The 18,779-nt window shown below is 73.0% G+C and carries 16 protein-coding genes; 7 read left to right on the top strand and 9 right to left on the bottom strand.

What is annotated here, in order from left to right; all coding sequences use genetic code 11:
* Positions 1-82 precede the first annotated feature (82 nt).
* Positions 83-1,516, top strand: a complete 1,434-nt coding sequence (locus tag ACFY8W_RS12360; RefSeq protein ID WP_391103531.1) for a M1 family aminopeptidase — start codon at positions 83-85, stop codon at positions 1,514-1,516.
* Between the two features lie 202 nt (positions 1,517-1,718).
* Here the strand turns inward: ACFY8W_RS12360 and ACFY8W_RS12355 are convergent, their stop codons facing one another.
* Both ACFY8W_RS12355 and ACFY8W_RS12350 read right to left on the bottom strand, forming a co-directional pair.
* Positions 1,719-2,258, bottom strand: coding sequence for a GNAT family N-acetyltransferase (locus ACFY8W_RS12355; RefSeq protein WP_391103529.1), 540 nt, complete (start codon positions 2,256-2,258; stop codon positions 1,719-1,721).
* Positions 2,259-2,323: 65 nt separating this feature from the next.
* Complete coding sequence (locus ACFY8W_RS12350) at positions 2,324-2,899, bottom strand: TerD family protein (RefSeq protein ID WP_365347616.1); 576 nt, start codon at positions 2,897-2,899, stop codon at positions 2,324-2,326.
* Positions 2,900-3,004: 105 nt separating this feature from the next.
* Here ACFY8W_RS12350 and arfB point away from each other — a divergent pair, with 105 nt between their 5' ends.
* Positions 3,005-3,442 (top strand): alternative ribosome rescue aminoacyl-tRNA hydrolase ArfB, encoded by a 438-nt coding sequence (arfB, locus tag ACFY8W_RS12345; RefSeq protein WP_391103527.1) that lies wholly within the window; start codon positions 3,005-3,007, stop codon positions 3,440-3,442.
* 154 nt (positions 3,443-3,596) lie between these two features.
* Here arfB and ACFY8W_RS12340 read toward each other — a convergent pair whose 3' ends face one another.
* Positions 3,597-4,163, bottom strand: coding sequence for a flavin reductase (locus ACFY8W_RS12340; protein ID WP_391103525.1), 567 nt, complete (start codon positions 4,161-4,163; stop codon positions 3,597-3,599).
* A gap of 285 nt (positions 4,164-4,448) precedes the next feature.
* On the opposite strand from ACFY8W_RS12340, the gene cdgB reads away from it, so the two are divergent.
* Together cdgB and ACFY8W_RS12330 are read left to right on the top strand one after the other, a co-directional pair.
* The gene (gene cdgB, locus ACFY8W_RS12335; RefSeq protein ID WP_391103523.1) at positions 4,449-6,137 is read left to right on the top strand and encodes a diguanylate cyclase CdgB; all 1,689 of its coding nucleotides are present in this window, start codon (positions 4,449-4,451) and stop codon (positions 6,135-6,137) included.
* A 132-nt stretch (positions 6,138-6,269) separates the two neighbouring features.
* Positions 6,270-7,247 (top strand): CBM35 domain-containing protein, encoded by a 978-nt coding sequence (locus tag ACFY8W_RS12330; protein WP_391103520.1) that lies wholly within the window; start codon positions 6,270-6,272, stop codon positions 7,245-7,247.
* On the opposite strand, the gene ACFY8W_RS12325 is transcribed toward ACFY8W_RS12330, so the two are convergent.
* From ACFY8W_RS12325 to ACFY8W_RS12305, 5 genes are all read right to left on the bottom strand, one after another.
* On the bottom strand, positions 7,237-8,085 hold the full coding sequence (locus tag ACFY8W_RS12325) for a ketose-bisphosphate aldolase (RefSeq protein ID WP_391103518.1): 849 nt from the start codon (positions 8,083-8,085) through the stop codon (positions 7,237-7,239). The genes ACFY8W_RS12330 and ACFY8W_RS12325 overlap by 11 nt on opposite strands.
* Positions 8,086-8,126: 41 nt before the next feature.
* The gene (locus ACFY8W_RS12320) at positions 8,127-9,065 is read right to left on the bottom strand and encodes a hexose kinase (protein ID WP_391103903.1); all 939 of its coding nucleotides are present in this window, start codon (positions 9,063-9,065) and stop codon (positions 8,127-8,129) included.
* A 113-nt stretch (positions 9,066-9,178) separates the two neighbouring features.
* Entirely contained in the window at positions 9,179-10,324 is a 1,146-nt protein-coding gene (gene nagA, locus ACFY8W_RS12315) for an N-acetylglucosamine-6-phosphate deacetylase (RefSeq protein ID WP_391103516.1), read from the bottom strand.
* The gene (locus ACFY8W_RS12310) at positions 10,324-11,364 is read right to left on the bottom strand and encodes an ROK family protein (RefSeq protein ID WP_391103514.1); all 1,041 of its coding nucleotides are present in this window, start codon (positions 11,362-11,364) and stop codon (positions 10,324-10,326) included. Before ACFY8W_RS12310 ends, nagA begins: the two co-directional genes overlap by 1 nt.
* Before the next feature lie 189 nt (positions 11,365-11,553).
* Positions 11,554-12,543, bottom strand: a complete 990-nt coding sequence (locus tag ACFY8W_RS12305) for an SIS domain-containing protein (RefSeq protein ID WP_391103512.1) — start codon at positions 12,541-12,543, stop codon at positions 11,554-11,556.
* A 205-nt stretch (positions 12,544-12,748) separates the two neighbouring features.
* On the opposite strand from ACFY8W_RS12305, the gene ACFY8W_RS12300 reads away from it, so the two are divergent.
* The 3 genes from ACFY8W_RS12300 to otsB are packed head-to-tail and all read left to right on the top strand — an operon-like array spanning position 12,749 to position 15,235.
* The gene (locus ACFY8W_RS12300) at positions 12,749-14,023 is read left to right on the top strand and encodes an extracellular solute-binding protein (RefSeq protein ID WP_391103510.1); all 1,275 of its coding nucleotides are present in this window, start codon (positions 12,749-12,751) and stop codon (positions 14,021-14,023) included.
* A gap of 24 nt (positions 14,024-14,047) precedes the next feature.
* A complete protein-coding gene (locus ACFY8W_RS12295) occupies positions 14,048-14,323 on the top strand; it encodes a DUF3263 domain-containing protein (protein ID WP_391103508.1) in 276 nt (91 codons plus the stop codon).
* A gap of 60 nt (positions 14,324-14,383) precedes the next feature.
* Positions 14,384-15,235, top strand: a complete 852-nt coding sequence (gene otsB, locus ACFY8W_RS12290; RefSeq protein WP_391103506.1) for a trehalose-phosphatase — start codon at positions 14,384-14,386, stop codon at positions 15,233-15,235.
* Here the strand turns inward: otsB and ACFY8W_RS12285 are convergent.
* A complete protein-coding gene (locus ACFY8W_RS12285) occupies positions 15,223-18,693 on the bottom strand; it encodes a hypothetical protein (protein WP_391103505.1) in 3,471 nt (1,156 codons plus the stop codon). The genes otsB and ACFY8W_RS12285 overlap by 13 nt on opposite strands.
* Between the last annotated feature and the right edge of the window lie 86 nt (positions 18,694-18,779).

Here is an 18,779-nt window from a genome sequence, read left to right as displayed (position 1 = left end):
TCCCCGATGGCGCCCGGCCCCCCGCCGGGCGCCATCGGCGTATTCGTACGACTGTTTTCGTATGTCTGCTTAGGATCGGTTCGTGAACACTCGCAGCCGCCGCAGCCGCCGCAGCGACTCCAGTCGCCGTGGCGTCAGGACCGGAGCCCCGGCCCTCGCCCTCGCCCTGCTCGCCGCGGCCTGCACCGCCGGCGGCGACGGCGGCGGGGTGCGGGGCACGCCCGGCGCGGCGGGCCTGCGCGACCCGTACTTCCCCAAGCTCGGCAACGGCGGCTACGACGTGAGCCGTTACGCGCTCACCCTCTCCTACGACCCCGCCACCGGCCGGCTCGACGGGCGCGCCGAGATCACCGCGAAGGCCACCCAGGACCTCAGCGCCTTCAACCTGGACCTGGCCGGGCTCACCGTCCGCGGCGCCACCGTCGGCGGGGCGCCCGCCGCCGTCAACCGGGCGGGGAACGAGCTGACCGTGCGCCCGCGCGAGGACGTCGACAAGGGTTCCGAGTTCCGGACCGTCGTCACGTACGACGGCGTCCCGGAGACCATCACCGACTCGGACGGCTCGGAGGAGGGCTGGCTCAAGACCGCCGACGGCGCCCTCGCGCTCGGCGAACCGGTCGGCTCCATGGCCTGGTTCCCCGGCAACCACCACCCCTCCGACAAGGCCGTGTACGACATCACCGTCACCGTCCCGGCCGGGCTCAAGGCCCTCTCCAACGGGGTGCTCAACGCCGAGCGGAAGACCGCCGACGGCCGCACCACCTCCGTCTGGCACGCCGCCGAGCCGATGGCGAGCTATCTCGCGACCCTCGCGATCGGCCGCTACGACACGACCACCACGACCGCGCTCGGCAAGGTGCCCGTCCTCACCGCCGCCGACCCGGTGGTGGCCGCCCAGACCGCCGCGCTGCGGGCCCGGATCCCGGAACTCCTGGAGTGGCAGACGGAGAACTTCGGGCCCTACCCGTTCGCCGCCGCCGGCGCGATCGTCGAGCGCGACGACGACGTCGGCTACGCCCTGGAGACCCAGACCCGCCCGGTCTTCCCCGCCGGCTCCTTCGACACCACCACACTCGTCCACGAGCTGGCCCACCAGTGGTACGGCGACTCCGTGTCGCCCGCCACCTGGAAGGACATGTGGCTGAACGAGAGCTTCGCGACGTACGCCGAGTGGCTCTACAAGGAGGACTTCGAGCACTTCCCGGCGCAGAAGAGCTTCGAGACGGCCTTCGCGAACGACGCCGCGTGGGCCTTCCCGCCGGCCGAACCGCCCGCCGCCGAGGACCTGTTCGGTGTCCCCGTGTACCAGCGCGGGGCGATGGTGCTGCACAAGGTCCGCCAGACGCTCGGCGACGACGTCTTCTACGAAATCCTCGCGGGCTGGCCGGCGAAGTACCGTCACGGCACGGCCGACACCGAGGACTTCACGGAGTACGTGGAGTCGGTCGCGGACCGGGACCTGAGCGAGCTGTGGGACGTGTGGCTGTACGGGGACGGACGCCCGGAGAAGCCTTAGGGGGCCGGGGCCGAGGGGCGGAGGCCGGGACCGAGGGCCGAGGGCCGGGGATCCTGCGCCCTGGAGTCCTGGGGTGTCGGAGTCCTGGAGCCCTGGAGCCCTGGAGTCCCGGAGTCCCGGAGTCCTGGAGTCCTGGAGTCCTGGAGTCCTGGAGTCCCGGAAACCCTGGAGCTCTGGAAGCCCCGGCAATGGGAGGGAAGTCCTAGAGGCCCTGGGTGTCCGTATGGCTCTGGAGGGACTTCCGCATCACGATGCACGGCCGGCCGTGGGCCAGGTCCGGGCGCCGCGCGGTCTCCTCGTAGCCGAGCGCGGTCCAGAACGCGAGGGCGCGCGGGTTGTTCTCCAGGACGGCCAGGCGCAGTCCCGTACGGCCCTGGGAGCGGAAGCCCTCCTCGACGTACGCGGCGAGGCGGCGGCCGTGGCCCGCGCGGTGCCCGGCGGCGTGGACCATCAACAGGCCGAGCCAAGGATCGGGTTCGGCCGGGTCCGGGTGCCGGCCGAGGGTGACGGCGATCGCGACGAGGCGGCCGGCGGAGCGGGCGAGCAGCACCTCGGCGGTGGGCTGCGCGAGCTCGTCTGCGAGGGCGGCGGCGACCTGCTCGGGCAGGATCCGGCCCGGGTCCGGGAAGTCGCCGCTGAGCTGCTGGAACTCCTCGTTCGATGCGTACAGCCCGGTGAGTTCGGTCAGCAGCGGGCCGGGGATGTCGTGCGGGTCCTTGGCGGTCAGCGGTTCGACGATCACCCGCGCAAGCGTAGAGCCCCGGCGCGGGATGCGCCGGGGCTCCGGTCTCACGTTCCCGCCGTACGTCAGATGTTGACGCCGAAGTCGCGGGCGATGCCCTCGAGGCCGGAGGCGTAGCCCTGGCCCACGGCGCGGAACTTCCACTCCGCGCCGTTGCGGTACAGCTCGCCGAAGACCATGGCGGTCTCGACGGCGGCGTCCTCCGACAGGTCGTAGCGGGCGATCTCGGCGCCGCCGGCCTGGTTGACGATGCGGATGTAGGCGTTGCGGACCTGGCCGAAGTTCTGCGAGCGGTTGACCGCGTCGTAGATGGAGACCGGGAAGACGATCTTGTCGACGCCGGCCGGGAGGCCCGCCAGGTTGACGTTGATCTGCTCGTCGTCGCCGCCGCCCTCGCCGGTGCGGTTGTCACCGGTGTGGACGATGGTCTGGTCCGGCGTGGACTTGTTGTTGAAGAAGACGAAGTGGCCGTCGGAGACGACCTTGCCGGTGGCGTCCACGCCGATGGCGGACGCGTCGAGGTCGAAGTCCGTGCCGGTGGTCGTGCGGACGTCCCAGCCGAGGCCCACGGTGACGGCGGTGAGGCCCGGGGCCTCCTTGGTCAGGGAGACGTTGCCGCCCTTGGAGAGGCTTACAGCCATGGGAAGTCCCTTTCATCGCGGTGTGTTCCTACCGGATAACGCCTACGGCGGCCCGGTGGTTCCAGTGCGAAAACAGGGTGACGCACGGCGGGCCCGGCGGGGAACATGGAAGACATGTCCGGTCCCTATCCGATCCGCGGCTCCGTCTCGCTGCCCGAGGCCGAGCTCATGTGGCGTTTCTCGCGGTCTTCGGGGCCGGGCGGCCAGCACGTCAACACCAGCGACTCGCAGGTGGAGCTCCGCTTCGACCTGGCGGCGACCGAGGCCCTGCCGGAGGTGTGGAAGGCGCGGGCCCTGGAGCGGCTCGCGTCGCGCCTCGTGAACGGGGTCGTCACCGTACGCGCCTCGGAGCACCGCTCCCAGTGGCGCAACCGCGAGACGGCTGCCGTCCGGCTCGCCGCGCTCCTCGCGGAGGCCACGGCACCGCCGCCGAAGCCGCGCCGCCCGACGAGGATCCCGCGCGGCATCAACGAGCGCCGGCTGCGGGAGAAGAAGCAGCGCTCGGACACCAAGCGCGGCCGCCAGGGCCGCGACTGGGCCTAGGGACCGGCCGGTGGACCAGGGCCCGACCGGCCCTGGGGCTCGACCGGGCCTGGGGCCCGACCGGCGCCGGGCCCATCCGGTGGATCTTGGCCGTGACCGGGCCTGGCGCGGACCGTTGTCCGCCTGCCCGGTCCTCGGCCCGCTGGCCGGGGCCCTAGCCCAGCGTCCGGTACCTGCCGCGGAAGTACGTCAGCGGGCCGCCCTCCGCCGACGGCAGCCGGGTGTCGAGGACGCGGCCGATGACGAGGGTGTGGTCACCCGCCAGGACGCGGTTCTCCGTACGGCACTCCAGGGTCGCGAGCGCGCCGCCCATCAGTGGGGCGTTGCTGTGCGTGCCGCGCGTGCAGGGGAGGTCCGCGAAGAGCAGCCGGTCGCTGACCCGGCCCTTCATCGCGAAGCGGCCGGCGACGTGCCGCTGGCTCTCGGCGAGCAGCGAGACCGCCCACACCGGGACGTCCGCGAGCAGGTCGTCCATGCGCGAGCCGTTGCGCAGGCTGACCATGACCAGCGGCGGGTCGAGGGAGACGGAGAGGAAGGCGGTGGCGGTCATGCCGACGTCCTCGCCGTGCGGACCGTCCTCCGGGTCATGGGCCGTCACCAGCACCACGCCCGCGGCCAGGCGGGACATGGCGGCCTTGAACGCGTCGTTGCTCACCCCCTCAGCATGAGGGATGGCCAGGTCGACGGCGGTGGTCCCCGAGGCGGGCGTCTTCTGCAGCACCCTCGCACGCTAGTCCGCGCCCCGGTGCGGGGGCATCGGGCCCCGGGACCACCCGGCTTCCCTCCCGGGTCCTAGGACCCGGGAGCGGATCGGGAGGCGTTCTCCGGGTAGGGACCGAAGCCCCGCAGGTGCTTGTGACTTGAGTCACAGAGAGCAGTATTTGTTGACCCTGTGTACCGGGTGCACAGCTCGCTGTGATTCAGTGGCGGGGACAGTGCACCACGAAGCCGATGAAGCCGATGAGAACCCAGGAGTCAGCTGTCGAGGTCTCGGGGAGAGCGAGCGATGGAGACCGAGTCGGAGCCGTACGTCCGTCTTGCGACCCTGCGGCAGCTGCATCAGGTCGTGGCGGACCTCAACACCGCCCGCAGCCTTGCGGACACCCTGCAGGCCGTCGCGGACGGCATCGTCGCGGGCCTCAACTATGAGCTGGCCTGCGTCAACCTCGTACGCCCCGACGGCGACCTGGTCGTCGCCGCCTTCGCCGGCAGCCCCGCCGCCGAGGCCCTGATCACCGGCCGGGTCGGCTCCCGCGCCTCCTGGGACCGCCGCCTCGCCATGGGCCAGGCCTGGGGCGACCTGCGCTTCATCCCGCACACCGAGGGCTGGGTGCTCATCGAGGACGACGTCCCGCAGTGGCACACCGAGGGGCCCGCGCCGCGCTTCGAGGACGAGTGGCACCCGCACGACCGGCTCTACGCCCCGATGTACTCCAGCGGATCTCGCTCCGCCCACCCGGGGGGACCCCCGGGCTCCGGCCGTGAGCTGCTCGGCGTGATCTCCGTCGACCGCCCGCGCAACGGCCGCCACCCCGGCCCCTGGGGCCGCGAAGCCCTCCAGATGTACGCCTCCCAGTCGGCCATCGCGATCAGCAACGCCCGGCTCCGCTCCAACATGCAGCGCGCCCTCGTCCGCCTGGAACGCGAGCAGCAGGCGCTGCGCGCCAGCGAGGAGTCCTTCCGGCAGGCCTTCGAGTACGCGCCCTCCGGCATGGCCATCGCCGAGATGGGCGGCGACCAGCACGGCAGGCTGCTCCGCACCAACGACGCCCTGTGCCGGCTGCTCGGCCGGCCCGCCTCCGTGATGCGCCGCTACTCCTTCGCCGACCTCGTCCACCCCGAGGACATAGGCACCCTGCTCCGCACCTCCGCCGAGGGCGGACGCGCCGAGCTGCGCCTCGGCCGCCGCGACGGCACCTACGTCTGGGTGTCCCTGCGCAACTCGGTCGTCGCCGACACCGCCGACGGCCCCCGCTTCCTCCTCACCCACGTCGAGGACATCGAGGAACGCAAGCGCCACGAGCTCCAGCTCGCCCACCGCGCCTCGCACGACGCCCTCACCGGCCTCCCCAACAGCGCCGAACTGCGCTCCCGGCTCTCCGCCCGGCTCTGCGAGCGCCCGTTCGCCGCCGGCGCGGCGGCGCCCGAGGAGACAGCGTCCGGCTTCGAGCCCCCGTACGAATACGACTACGAGCACGAGCACGGCTTCGGCTTCTCGCCGGCCGGCGGTGGCGCCGGGCCGTACGACCACCACGTGCACACGGTCGCTCCCACCGGCGGCGACATCGACGACGGGACGAAGGGGCTCGCGGTCCTCTTCTGCGACCTGGACGGCTTCAAGTCGATCAACGACCGCTTCGGGCACCACACCGGCGACGCCGTGCTCATCGAGGTCGCCCGCCGGCTGACCACGGGCGTACGGGACGGCGACACGGTCGCGCGGCTCGGCGGCGACGAGTTCGTCGTCCTCGCCGACGGCCTGGGCTCGGCCGACGCGGCCGACCTCGCGGTACGGCTGCGGAACGCGATCATCCCGCCGATCCGGGTCGACGGACGGGCGGTGCGGGTCGGCGCCAGTTTCGGCATCGGCTGGGCCGAGTGCGGCATGACCGTCGAAGAGGTCCTGAACAGTGCCGACCAGCGGATGTACATAGAGAAGCGGTCCCGTTCGAAGGTGCACAGGCGGGCGGGCTAGGGCCCGGTCCGGCGGTCGCGAGGGCGGTTCGTTCACCGCTCGTACACACGGCACCGGAACGTCGGGAGGGCCGTTCGAGGTAGGCTCGGCCGGTCGGCGACGGCTGGCGAGCAGTGGATAGGAGTGACCCGGATGGCTGCCGGTAACGACGGCGCGAACACGCCCGAGGACGACGATCCGTTCGGCTACCTGTACGCGGACGGACAGGCGGCGGGGGCACAGCGGCCCCAGGGCGGCGGCTACGGCTACCCGGGTCCGGCGGCACAGCCGGGCGTCCCGCGCACCTCGTACAACCAGGTCCGCACGGTCGGCGAGCGCCAGTACGGCGGCCACGCGCAGCAGCCGCAGGTCCCGCAGCAGCAGGCGTACGGCCAGCAGCCCGGCTACGGCCAGCCGCACCCGCAGTACGCGGCACCGGAGACCTACCCGGGCGGCGGGCAGCACCGCCCCACCCCGCCGCAGCCCGCCCCGCGCGGCGGCCGCGGCCCCAACACCAAGGGCCTGCTGATCGGCGCCGTGGCGGTGGTCGCGGTGGTCGTGGCGGGCATCACCGCCGCCGTGATCAGCAACAGCGGCGACAAGTCGAACGACGCGGGCGGCGGCGGCAACCCGACGGGCGCGCCCGGGCAGGTCTCGGAGTCTCCCTCGGTCGCTCCGAGCCAGTCCTCGCAGGGTCCGGTGGAACTGCCGCAGCAGGACGCCGCGACGCTGAAGCTGGGTGGCTCGGCGGCGCTGGCGAGGGACATCAAGGGCGCACAGGGCGCGGACGGCGCGTACGTCACCGGGTTCAACGCGATCGGCTCGTCGGTGACCTGGCAGGCGGACGTGCCGGAGGCCGGCAGCTACTACCTGTACGTGCGGTACGCGATCCCGGCGAAGGACGCCAACGCCACGCTGACGGTCAACGACACGGCCAACAGCAACCCGATAGGCCTGAAGAACTTCATCTCCTCGTCGGACCCGAACCTGGAGAAGAACTGGCAGACGACCTGGGCGCCGGTCACCCTCAAGCAGGGGCAGAACACGATCAAGCTGTCGTGCGAGCAGGGCAACCAGTGCGACGCGGTCTTCGACTGGCTGAAGATCAGCAAGGAGAAGATCAGCGGCTGAACAGCCGCAGGAACGCCGTCACCGTCTCCGTCATCGCCTCTCGCGCCGGGTGCAGGTACCGGCGCGGGTCGACGGACTTCGGGTCCTCGGTGAGGAAGGCGCGGACGGCCGCAGTGTAGGCCGTGTTCAGCGCCGTACCGACGTTGATCTTGACCATGCCGGCGGCGACGGCGGCGCGGATCTCCGTGTCCGGGACGCCGGAGGAGCCGTGCAGCACGAGCGGGACCGGGACGGCGTCCTTGAGGGCGGCGATCAGGGCGTGGTCGAGGGTCGCGGTGCGCTCGGTCATCGCGTGGGTGGAGCCGACGGCGACGGCGAGGGCGTCCACGCCGGTGTCGGCGACGTACGCGGCGGCCTCGGCCGGGTCGGTGCGGACGCCGGGCGCGTGGGCGTCGAGCGGCGGCTCGCCGTCCTTGCCGCCGACCCTGCCGAGTTCGGCTTCGACCCAGATGCCGCGCTGGTGGCCCCAGCGGACGGCCTCGGCGGTCGCCTTCACGTTGTCGCCGTAAGTCCGCCTGCTCGCGTCGAACATGACGCTGCCGAAGCCCTCGGTGTGCGCCTGGCGGAGCAGGTCGACGGATTCGACGTGGTCGAGGTGGAGGGCGAGCGGCGCGCTGGAGGCGCGGGCGACGGCGGTCGTGGCGGCGGCGACGGCGGAGAGCCGGCCGCCGTGGAACTTCACGGCGTTCTCGGAGATCTGCAGGACGGCGGGGACGCCGGCCCGTTCGGCGCCGGCGGCGATGGCCTCGGCGTGTTCGAGGGTGATGACGTTGAAGGCGGCGAGGCCGGTGCCGGCGGCGCGGGCGTCGGTGACGAGGTCGGCGGTGCGGACGAGCATGCTTCCTCCGTTGCGTGCGTGCCGGAGCGCCGTCCCGCCGGTCAGGCCGCGGCTGCTCGGTCGTGGACGGTGACGCGGGGCAGCAGGGCCTCGTAGGCGTTCTCGTCGAACTCGCCGGCGACCGGGGAGAGGACCGTCGCCGCCGACAGCGCGACGGCGTGGGTGAGCCGGGTGGGCCAGTCGGAGCCGTCGACCAGGCCGGCGAGGAGCGCGGCGACGGCCGAGTCGCCGGCGCCGGTCGGATTGCCCTTCACGGGTGAGGGCGGGGCGGCCTGCCACAGGCCTTCCGGGGTGGCGGCGAGGACGCCGTCCGGCCCGAGGGAGGTGACGACGGCGTGGGCGCCGCGGCGGCGGGCGTCGCGGGTGGCGCGGTGCGGTTCGCGGGAGCCGGTGAGCTGGGCGAGTTCCGTCGCGTTGGGCTTGACGATGTCGGGGCGGGCGGCGATGCCGCGGCGCAGCGGTTCGCCGCTGGTGTCGAGCAGGGCGGGGACGCCGGCGGCCCGGGCGAGCCGCACGAGTTCCGCGTACGCGCCGACGTGGATGCCCGGCGGCAGGCTGCCGCACAGGGCCACGGCCCGTGCCCCGTCGAGGAGTTCGGCGAAGCGCGCGGTGAACGCGGCCCATTCGCCGGGGGTGATGGCCGGGCCTGGCTCGTTGAGCTGGGTGGTGTCGCCGCTCGCGGCGTCGACGACGGCGACGGTGCGGCGGGTGGCACCGGCGATCGGGACCAGCGCGTCGTGGACCGGCCGGCCGGCGGTGGTGGTGGCGAGCAGCGAGCGGAGCGTCTCGCCGGTGGTGCCGCCCGCGAAGCCGGTGACGACCGTCTCGTGGCCGAGTGCGCCGAGCACCCGGGCGACGTTGAGACCCTTGCCGCCGGGCCGTTCGATGACCTGGGTGACGCGGTGCGAGGCGTGCGGGGTGAGGGCCGGGACGCGGTAGGTGAGGTCCAGCGCCGTGTTGAGGGTGACCGTGAGAATCACCTGACCCACCCCCTGTCGTTCCGTGTCACCGCCGGTAGCGCCCTGATCATGCCAAAGAGACGGCGGTTGGCCCAGACCCCGGACCAACCGCCGTCACGCAACGTGTGGGGAAATCAGCCCACTTGCGGCTCAACCACCCACGCGCCCTTGCGCATCACGCCCTTGAGCTCGAAGTCCTCGTCGAGGACCACGAGGTCGGCGTCCTTGCCCGGCTCCAGGGAGCCGACCCGGTCGTACACGCCGAGCAGCTTCGCGGGGTTCGCGGAGATCGCCTGGACGACGGACTCGACGGGCAACCCGTCGATGGTCGCCGCGCGCTTGAACGCCCGGTCGAGGGTGAGCGTCGAGCCGGCGATGGAGCCGCCCTCGACGAGCCGCGCGACGCTGTCCTTCACCTCGACCTCCAGCGGGCCGAGCATGTAGCGGCCGTCGCCGAAGCCGGCGGCGTCCATCGCGTCGGTGATGAAGGCGGCCCGCGCCGGGCCGGCGTGGTGGAAGGCCAGCTCCAGGGCGGCCGGGTGGAGGTGGGTGCCGTCGTTGATGAGCTCGACGGTGATCCGCTCGTCCTCGAGGAGCGCGGCGATGGGGCCGGGCGCACGGTGTCCGAGGCCGGGCATCGCGTTGAAGAGGTGGGTGGCGACGGTGGCGCCCGCGTCGATCGCGGCCCGCGTCTGCTCGTACGTGGCGTCGGTGTGCCCGATCGCGGCGATCACGCCGTGCTCGGCGAGCAGCCGTACGGAGTCGATGCCGCCGGACAGCTCGGTGGCCAGGGTGACCATGCGGGCCTGGCCGCGCGCGGCGTCGATCAGCTTGCGCACCTCGGCCGGCTCGGGGTCGCGCAGCAGCGTCTCGTCGTGGGCGCCCTTGCGGCAGGGCGAGATGAAGGGGCCCTCGAAGTGGATGCCGGCGATGTCGCCCTGCTCGGCGAGCTCGGAGAGCAGGCCCGCGCGCTGGGTGAGGAAGTCCATCTCGCCGGTGACGAAGGAGGCGACGACGGTGGTCGTGCCGTGCTGCCGGTGGGTGCGGACGCCGGTGAGGATCTCGTCGACGGTGCCGGAGGTGAAGGAGGCGCCGCCGCCGCCGTGGTTGTGCATGTCGACGAAGCCGGGCACCAGCCAGTGACCGGTGAGGTCGAGCGTGGTGACGTCCTCGCGGGCGGCTCCCGCGATGCGGCCGTTCTCGACGATCACTCGTCCGTTCTCGACGATCCCGGTCGGCAGCACCACGCGGGCCCCGGCGAGAACTGTGGAAACGGCCATCAGGCGGATACCTCCGGGGCGGTGGGGCGGTCGGTGGAGTCGGTCGGCTGTCGGTCGGTGGGCTGCGGGCCGGCGGACCGTCGGTCGGTGGACTGTCGGTCGGTCGGCTGTCGGTCGGTCGGGCCGGCGAGCAGGTCCCAGGCCAGCAGGCCCGCGCCCAGGCATCCGGCGGTGTCCCCGAGCGCCGCCGGGACGACGGCGGGCAGCTTCTGGAAGGTGACGCGCTGCTCCACGGCGGCCCGAAGGGGTGTGAACAAGGTTTCCCCGGCCTCGGCGAGACCGCCACCGATGATGAGCGTGCGGGGGTCCAGCAGGGTGAGCGCGGTGACCAGCCCGTCCGCGAGTGCGTCCACGGCGTCCTGCCACACCCGTACGGCGGCGGGGTCGCCGGACTCGACGGCCTTGGCGCAGTCGGCGGCGTCCGCCTCGGGGTCGCCGGAGGCCTCGGCCCAGGCAAGGGAGACGGCGGAGGCGGAGGCGTACCGCTCCAGGCAGCCGCGCTGGCCGCAGCCGCACTCCGTACCGCCCGGGCGGACGACGATGTGGCCGATCTCGCCCGCGTACCCGTGCGCGCCGGCCTCGATCTCGCCGCCGATGCCGATGGCGCCCGCGATGCCGGTGCCGAGCGGCACGAAGAGGAAGCGGTCGGCGCCGTTGCCGGCCCCGATCCGGCCCTCGGCGAGGCCGCCGGTGCGCACGTCGTGGCCCAGGGCGACGGGGATGCCACCGAGGCGCTCGCTGAGCATGGCGCGCATGGGGACGTCGCGCCACCCGAGGTTGGCGGCGTAGACGGCGATGCCGTTCGCGGCGTCGACGATTCCGGGGACGGCGACTCCGGCGGCCGCGGCGGGCTCGCCGTACCGCTCCTGGCCGAGGGCGCGCAGTTCCTCGGCGAACCCGAGGATGGTCTCGACGACGGCCTCGGGTCCGCGCTCGCGGCCGGTGGCGCGCCGGGCCTCGTGGAGCAGGGTGCCGTCCGCCCCGACGAGGGCGGCCTTCATGCCGGTGCCGCCCACATCGAGGGCGATGACGTGTCTCACGGAGACAGTCTCGCGTGTCAGGACCCGAAAGGTCTAGTCCACTGCTGAGGATTGTTGCGGTCGGATACAAATCCGCGCGGAGGCGGCTTCCGGCGCGTTCGGGCCCGCGGTGGCAGGTGTGTCCCGCGCGGGGTCCCTCACGTGCTCACGGCGAGTCCGTCGCGTGCTCACGGTGAGTCCCTCGCGTGCTCACGGCGAAAGGATCACGCTGCGCGTGAGGTTGCGCGGGCGGTCCGGGTCCAGGCCGCGGGACTCGGCGACGGTGACCGCGAGCCGCTGGGCGCGGACGAGGTCGGCGAGCGGGTCGGCGCCGGGGCGGGAGACGAGGGTCCCGCCGGCCTTGGCGACCTCGCCGGCCAGTCCCTCGGGGAGCGGGCCGAGGACCCAGGTGACGCGGCCGGGCGCGGTGACGGCGATGGGGCCGTGGCGGTACTCCATCGCCGGATACGCCTCGGTCCACGCGCCGGCGGCCTCGCGCATCTTCAGTGCGGCCTCCAGGGCGAGCCCGTAGGTCCAGCCGCGGCCGAGGAAGGTCCACTGCTCGGCGCCGAGGACCGCCTCGGGCAGTGGCTCGGTGAGCGCGAGCTCGGCCTCGACGGCGGCCTCGGCGACGCTCTTCAGGCCGGGCAGCCCGCCGGTCGTCCGGCCGGCCGGCCCGCCGGGCAGTCCGCCGGACAGGTCGCCGAGGCCGGCGCGCAGGAAGGCGAACGCGGTGGTGGCGAAGCGGGTCTGGACGACCGACTCCTCGTCCGCCCAGTCGAGCACGGCGACCGCGTCCGCCGCGGTCATGACGGGAGTCGCGGGGTCGGTGGTGAGCGCGGTGGTCGGGACGCGCCCCCTGAGGGCGCCGAGCAGGTCGAGGACCTCGGTCGTGGTGCCGGAGCGGGTGATCGCCACGACCCGGTCGTACCTCCGGCCGGCCGGGAACTCCGAGGCGGCGAAGGCGTCGGTCTCGCCGAGCCCCGCCGCCTCCCGCAGGGCCGCGTACGCGATCGCCATGAACCAGGAGGTGCCGCAGCCGGTCACGGCGACCCGCTCCCCGGGCTCCGGCAGCCCCTCGAAACCGGCCGCCGCCCCGGCGGCGCGGCGCCAGGCGGCGGGCTGGGTGGCGATCTCGGCGGATGTACGGGCGGCGGACGTGCGGGCGGCGGACGTGTGGGCGGCGGAGGTGCGGGACATGCGCGGCGACTCCTAATGGTCCAGACCAGCGGGAAATCCGGGAAGGTTCTGCCGGGTACTGCCAGGTCGTGCATAGCAGTGCGCCGCGCCGCAAGGCAATGCGTTGCAGAAGCGATATGCGAGTGGTGTAGACCTCCTGTGGCTACCCGGGAGAAACTTACGGCCGAACATTGCCTCGACGACGAGCAAAGGGTGGGTTACGGCTGTGCAGCGGCGACGATTCCTGGGACTGGCCGCGGCGGCCACCGCACTCGGACTGACCGCCGGCCTCTCCGGCTGCGGCACGCTCGGCGGCGACGACGGCGACGTCACCCTCAAGCTGGTGGCCGCCGACTACGACCTCACCGGCGGCGACACCACCAGGAAGTACTGGGACGGCCTGGTCGCCGCCTTCGAGGCGAAGAACCCCGGAGTGAAGGTCCAGGTCCAGATCGAGTCCTGGAACGACGTGGACCGCAAGGTCGCCGAGCTCGTCAAGGCCGGCCAGGCCCCCGACATCGCGCAGATCGGCGCCTACGCGGACTACGCGGCGGCCGACCAGCTGTACTCGGCCGACGACCTGCTCTCCATCCCCGTCCAGGCCAACTTCCTGGCCCCGCTCGTCGACGCCGGCGAGTACAAGCGCACCCAGTACGGCCTGCCCTTCGTCGCCTCCACCCGGCTGCTCTTCTACAACGAGGAGCTGTTCGACAAGGCCGGCGTCGACGGGCCGCCGACCACCTGGGACGAGCTCGCCGCCGCGGCCGGGAAGCTGGACAAGGAGGGCGTCACCTACCCCTTCGCGCTGCCCCTCGGGCCCGAGGAGGCCCAGGCCGAGACGATGATGTGGCTGCTCAGCGGTGGCGGCGGCTACACCGACGGAACCGGGCACTACGACCTCGACTCCGCCGCCAACGTCCGCACGTTCGGCTGGCTGCGCGACAACCTCGTCGCCAAGGGCCTCACCGGCCCCACCGCCCCCGGCGAGCTCGACCGCAAGGAGGCCTTCGCGGCCTTCGCGCGCGGCGAGGTCGGCATGCTCAACGGCCACCCGTCCCTCATGCAGGAGGCCGAGAAGAAGGGCGTCAAGGTCGGCAAGATCGCGCTGCCCGGCGCCGACGGCAGGGCCAAGGCCACCATGGGCGTCGCCGACTGGATCATGGGCTTCAAGCAGAACGGCCACCGCAAGGAGGTCGGCGCCTTCCTCGACTTCGTCTTCGCCGACGAGAACGTGCTGAAGTTCGCGGGCGACAACGACCTGCTGCCCTCCACCGTCACCGCCTCCGCGACCATGCAGTCCGACCCGAAGTCCGCGCACCTCCGCGAGTTCCTCGAGGCGCTGCCCGACTCCCAGCTGCCCCCCGTCGGCAAGACCTCCTGGGCGCAGGTCAGCAGCAAGGTGAAGCAGGAGATCGGCAAGGCCGTGCAGCCCGGCGCCAAGCCCGGCGACGTCCTCGGCCGGCTGGCCCGCCAGGCGACGGCGGCCGAGAGCGCGGAGTGACCGGCGCGGCATAAGTTGGTCTGTATGACCAGTGAACTCGGGGAGCCGGGGCGGGCCGCCGAAGGGCCGTCCCCGGCCGCCCTCGGCGAGCGCGAGCGGGCCGTCCTCGCCATGGAACGCCGCTCCTGGCCCGGCCCCGGCGCCAAGGAGCGGGCCGTGCGCGAACAGCTCGGCCTGTCCGCCACCCGCTACTACCAGCTGCTCAACGCGCTCCTCGACGACCCGCGCGCCCTCGCCCACGACCCGGTCACCGTCAACCGGCTGCGCCGGGTCCGCGCGGAACGGGAACAGCGCCGCTGAGTCCGCGCCGCCGCACGCGTGCCGCTGACGGGACCGGCATCCCTCGGTAGGGTCGTGGGCATGGTCAGCAGCCTTCCGCACCCGACCACCGCCGCCGGCCGCGACGGCCTCGCCGCGCTCCTCGCGCGGCCCGAGAAGGCCGTCGTCGCCCTCGACTTCGACGGGACGCTCGCCGAGATCGTCCCCGACCCGGAGCAGGCCCGCGCCCACCCCGGCGCCGTCCCCGCCCTCTCCGCCCTCGCCCCGCACCTGGCCGCCGTCGTGGTCGTCACCGGCCGCCCCGCCGGAGTGGCCGTACGGTACGGAGGCTTCGCGGGCGTCCCCGGCCTGGCGCACCTGGTGGTCCTCGGCCACTACGGCGCCGAGCGCTGGGACGCCGTCAGCGGCACCGTGCAGGCCGCCGCGCCGCACCCGGGCGTGGCGTCGGTGCGCGCCGAGCTTCCCGGCTTCCTGGACCGGATCGGGGCCTGGCCCGGCACGTGGATCGAGGAGAAGGGCCGCGCGGTCGCCGTCCACACCCGCCGCGCCGAGGACCCGCAGGGCGCCTTCGAGGCCCTGAGGGGCCCGCTCGGCGACCTCGCCGCCCGGCACGGCCTGGTCCTCGAACCGGGCCGGATGGTCCTGGAGCTCCGCCCGCCGGGCATGGACAAGGGCGTCGCCCTCGCGGACTTCCTCCGCGAGACCGGCGCGGGCTCCGTCCTCTACGCGGGCGACGACCTGGGCGACCTCCCCGCGTACGCCGCCGTCGAGAAGCTCCGCTCCGACGGCACCCCGGGCCTCCTCGTCTGCTCGGCCGCCGAATCCGCCGCCGTCCCCGACCTCTCGGCCCGCGCCGACCTCACGGTCCCGGGCCCGGCGGCGGTGGTGGAACTGCTCGCCGGGCTGGCGCGGGAGCTGGGTCAGGGGGCGTAGAACCCCTGCACGTCGGCGATGAGGTCGACGCTGCCGGAGTTGTTGTGGAGCATCACCTTTCCGTCCACGACGGGCACGACGACAAGATTGGACACGGTCCGCCCGGCCGTCACGTTCAGGTTCGACGTGCCCGGGCGGGCCGTCCCGTACGGGTAGACGGTGACGACCGTGCTGGCGGAGGCGTTGACCGCCGTCACGTTCATGACGACCGCCGTCGCCCCGGCCGCCGGCACCCCGTTCCGCCCGGCGACGGTCAGCGCGACCGTCCTGCCCGGGCCGACCTTGGCCTTGGGAGCACCGGTGCCGGTGCGGGTGTCGAGGGAGCGGGAGGGGGCGAGGGGCTGGAAGAGCGAGCCGAGGTCGTCGGTGCGGTAGTAGCCGACGACGTCGGCGATCACGTCGGTCGCGCCGTTCCGGTTCAGGAAGAACAGCGAGTCGTCGTACAGCGGGACGACCACCAGGTTCGAGGCAGTCTGCCCGGCCGCCACCTGGACGTGCGAGTACTGGTAGTTGTCGGCGTAGAGCGTGCCGTAGGCCGAGAGGAACGTGGACGCCGTCGGGTTCGTGGCGGTCAGCTGGAGCACCACGGCCGAGACGCCCGTCTTCGGCACTCCGCCGCGCCCGAGGATCGGCGTCGAGCCGAGCATGCCCCCGAGGAGTTTGCCCTTGGTGATGCCGAGGCCGGTGCGGGAATCCACGATCCGGGCCGGCTGCACCGGCTCGAAGAGCGATCCCTGGTCGGTCGTGTAGTAACCGGTCACGTCGGCGACGAGATCGACACTGCCGGCATGGTTGTAGAGCGTGACCTTGCCGTCCTTGACGGGTACGACGACCATCCCGGCCACGATCCGGCCCGCTGGAACGTTGAGGTTGGAGGCGGTGGGACGGGCGGTGCCGTACGGGTGGACCGTGACGAACGTCGAGGCGCTCGGGTTGACCGCGGTCACGTTCAACGCGACGGACGTGGCCCCGGTCGCCGGGACCTGGCCGCGGCCGGCGACCTGGAGGGTGATCGAACCACCGGGACCGACCGTGCGCTTGGGCGCGCCGAGGCCGCTGCGCGTGTCCAGGATCCTGGCGGGATGCGTCGGATACGGCAGGACGTTGGTGAACCGGCTGGAGGCGAGCGAGGTGCCGTTGACGAGGGTCACGGTGCCGCTGACCTGGACAGCGGGACCGACGCCGTCGGCGGATGGAGCGGTGAGCGTCCAGTCGTGCTGGCCGTTCGGCAGCAGCGTGCCGGCAGTGTCCCGCCCGTTCCAGTCGATCTCCAGCCTGCCGCGGACCTCCGTTCCCCTGGCCAGCTCGCTGACCTGGCCCGTCAGGGTGTGGCGGGCCGTCAGGGTCCAAGGACCCACAGGCTTGCTGAAGCGGCGGGTGAGGAACGGCTGCCTGCCGGTCGCACCGCCGTCGGTGCGGCCCGTCGTCCACGTCTCTCCGGCCATCAGCACCAACGGCTGTGCGGGAATGCCCGTCGCGACGACGTGCACCTGCTCGTCGCCGTCGACATAGGCGAGGTGGCCGCCGAACTTGTCAACGGTCCAGCGGACATGACGTTGGGAGACGCCGGTGTCGTGCAGTGCGCCGACGACACGGCTCGCGGGGCCCTCGGCGGCGGCACCGGTGAGCACGAGGGTGCCTGCGGACCTGTCGTGGGTGACGACGTAACCGTCGCCGAGCAGGGCCTCACCGGACGGTACGGACCGCGAGGACTTCGCCATACGGTCGTAGACCCCGGCCGGTCCGTTGACGCCGCAGGACCAGTAAAGCCAGCGCTCGGTGGCCTGGAGTTCCTCGGGGACGCAGGGGGCGCCGGTGTTCAGGGCCTCGACCGCCTTGCCGGTCTTCAGGTCCTTGACCGTGACGGCGCCCTTCTCCGTGCCGGCGCTCCACAGCAGGACGCCCCACAGGGCGGAGGCGACGGGCGCTCGCTGCTCGAGGAACTGACCCCAGGTGGTGTAGACGGTCTGCTTGCCGGCGTCGCCGGGGGCGGTGGAGACCAGGTAGTCGGCGGCGACGTCGTCGATCCTGCTGCCGACGGGCAGGTACACATCGTCGAGGTCGTAGTCACCGGGGCCGTTGATGTAGTAGCGCCAGCGCGTGTCGTCCGTGTCCACGCGGCGCATGAACCGTCCGTCTCCGAGTGCCAGGTATGCGGCGCAGGCGGAGTCGTTCGCCGCGCACCAGTGCATCGGGATGCCGGTCAGCTTCGTCCGGTCGCCGAAGCCGAGGGCACCGGAGGTGCTGATGTCGCGCACCCACTCCCAGTCACCGTTCGAGTTGTCGACGACGGACAGGCGTCCCTGCGCGAGGGCGATGCCCTTGATGAGGGCAGGCTTCGGCAGCCGCTTGGCCACGGTCACCACCGGCTTCCCGGAGGCGTCCGCCGTGATGTGCCGGAGCGCCCAGTCGACGGAGTCGGCGCCGCCGATCACGGCGGCGGTTCCGTCGGGCCCGGCGGAGGGGCCTTTGTAGTCGGCTCGGGGGAGCAGGGTGACGGCGGGGCCGCCCGCGATCGGCACGGCGTTCAGCGCACCACGCGCCGAAAGGAAGACCAGCCAGTCGCCGACGATGGCGAACCTGCGGTCGGAGCTGCCGCTGTGGTTGTAGTTGTTCAGGTCGATCGCGGTGAACGGGGCTGACGGGTCGGTCCGCGAGGTGACTAGCACCGTGTCGTCGGTGGCGACCGTCGAGTACACCGCCAGGTATTTCGGGGAGATTTTGACGCGCGCGTACGCCTCGGGGACCTCGGGCGTCAGTGCCCCGAGCTGTCCCGTGTCCACCGGAGCGATGCCGAACCGGCGCTTGCCGTCCTGTGCCGCCGTCGTGACGACGACGCCCGACGCGTCACCTCCCAGCACCCTGCCCAGGCGCGTGCCGTCCTCGGGTCCGGTCAGGGTCGCGTCGCGGGTCGTGCCGTCTGCGCCGAGGGTGAGCAGATGCTGCACGGCCGTCTTGCTGCCGTCCGGCTGGGTCACGGTCTCCACCGCGTACACGGTCGACCCGAAGACCGATGAAGCCACCGTGCCCTCCGGAAGGGCGATCCGTCGCGAGGCGCCGTCGGTGTCGCGCAACTCGACCTCACCGCTCCGGACCATGGCGAGCGAGGCCGTGCCCGTGCCCATGACGGTGGCCTCGGTCGCGGCGGGCAGCGGCACGGGAGTGCTCCGCCCGTCCGCGAACCGGGTCCACAGGACGCCTTCGTGCCCCGACTGGGTGTGGAACACACCCTCGGCACCGATGGCGTCCGCCCGCAGGTACTCGGCCTGTCCGGTCAGGTGGAGCTGTGCGCTCAGGACGGACTGTCCTGGGGCCGCCGGCACCACCACCTCCTGCGGAGTCGGCGCCGGTTCCTCCGCCCTCGCCGTGTCCGCCAGTGGTGTCAGGCCGCCGCCCAGCGTCAGCGCGAGCGCCGTCGCGGCGGCGAACGCGCCCCGCGTCAGGGTGTGTCGAAGCACCCGGTTCCCTCCCCGAAACTCGGAACCTGCCGTGCCCCCCACCGCAGGTGGACGGGAGCGTAACAGCGGGAAGGGGCGCCCCGGCC

This window comes from Streptomyces sp. NPDC012637 (assembly GCF_042954805.1).
In the GTDB taxonomy this organism is placed as follows: domain Bacteria; phylum Actinomycetota; class Actinomycetes; order Streptomycetales; family Streptomycetaceae; genus Streptomyces.
Note: the sequence above shows the minus strand (reverse complement) of the source record. Positions and strands in the feature narration are given on the sequence as shown.

Coding starts and splice junctions, on each gene's coding strand:
- ACFY8W_RS12350 (WP_365347616.1), bottom strand. CDS start 2,899: ATGGCTGTAAGCCTCTCCAAGGGCGGCAACGTCTCCCTGACCAAGGAG.
- arfB (WP_391103527.1), top strand. CDS start 3,005: ATGGAAGACATGTCCGGTCCCTATCCGATCCGCGGCTCCGTCTCGCTG.
- cdgB (WP_391103523.1), top strand. CDS start 4,449: ATGGAGACCGAGTCGGAGCCGTACGTCCGTCTTGCGACCCTGCGGCAG.
- ACFY8W_RS12330 (WP_391103520.1), top strand. CDS start 6,270: ATGGCTGCCGGTAACGACGGCGCGAACACGCCCGAGGACGACGATCCG.
- ACFY8W_RS12325 (WP_391103518.1), bottom strand. CDS start 8,085: ATGCTCGTCCGCACCGCCGACCTCGTCACCGACGCCCGCGCCGCCGGC.
- nagA (WP_391103516.1), bottom strand. CDS start 10,324: ATGGCCGTTTCCACAGTTCTCGCCGGGGCCCGCGTGGTGCTGCCGACC.
- ACFY8W_RS12305 (WP_391103512.1), bottom strand. CDS start 12,543: ATGTCCCGCACCTCCGCCGCCCACACGTCCGCCGCCCGCACGTCCGCC.
- ACFY8W_RS12295 (WP_391103508.1), top strand. CDS start 14,048: ATGACCAGTGAACTCGGGGAGCCGGGGCGGGCCGCCGAAGGGCCGTCC.
- otsB (WP_391103506.1), top strand. CDS start 14,384: ATGGTCAGCAGCCTTCCGCACCCGACCACCGCCGCCGGCCGCGACGGC.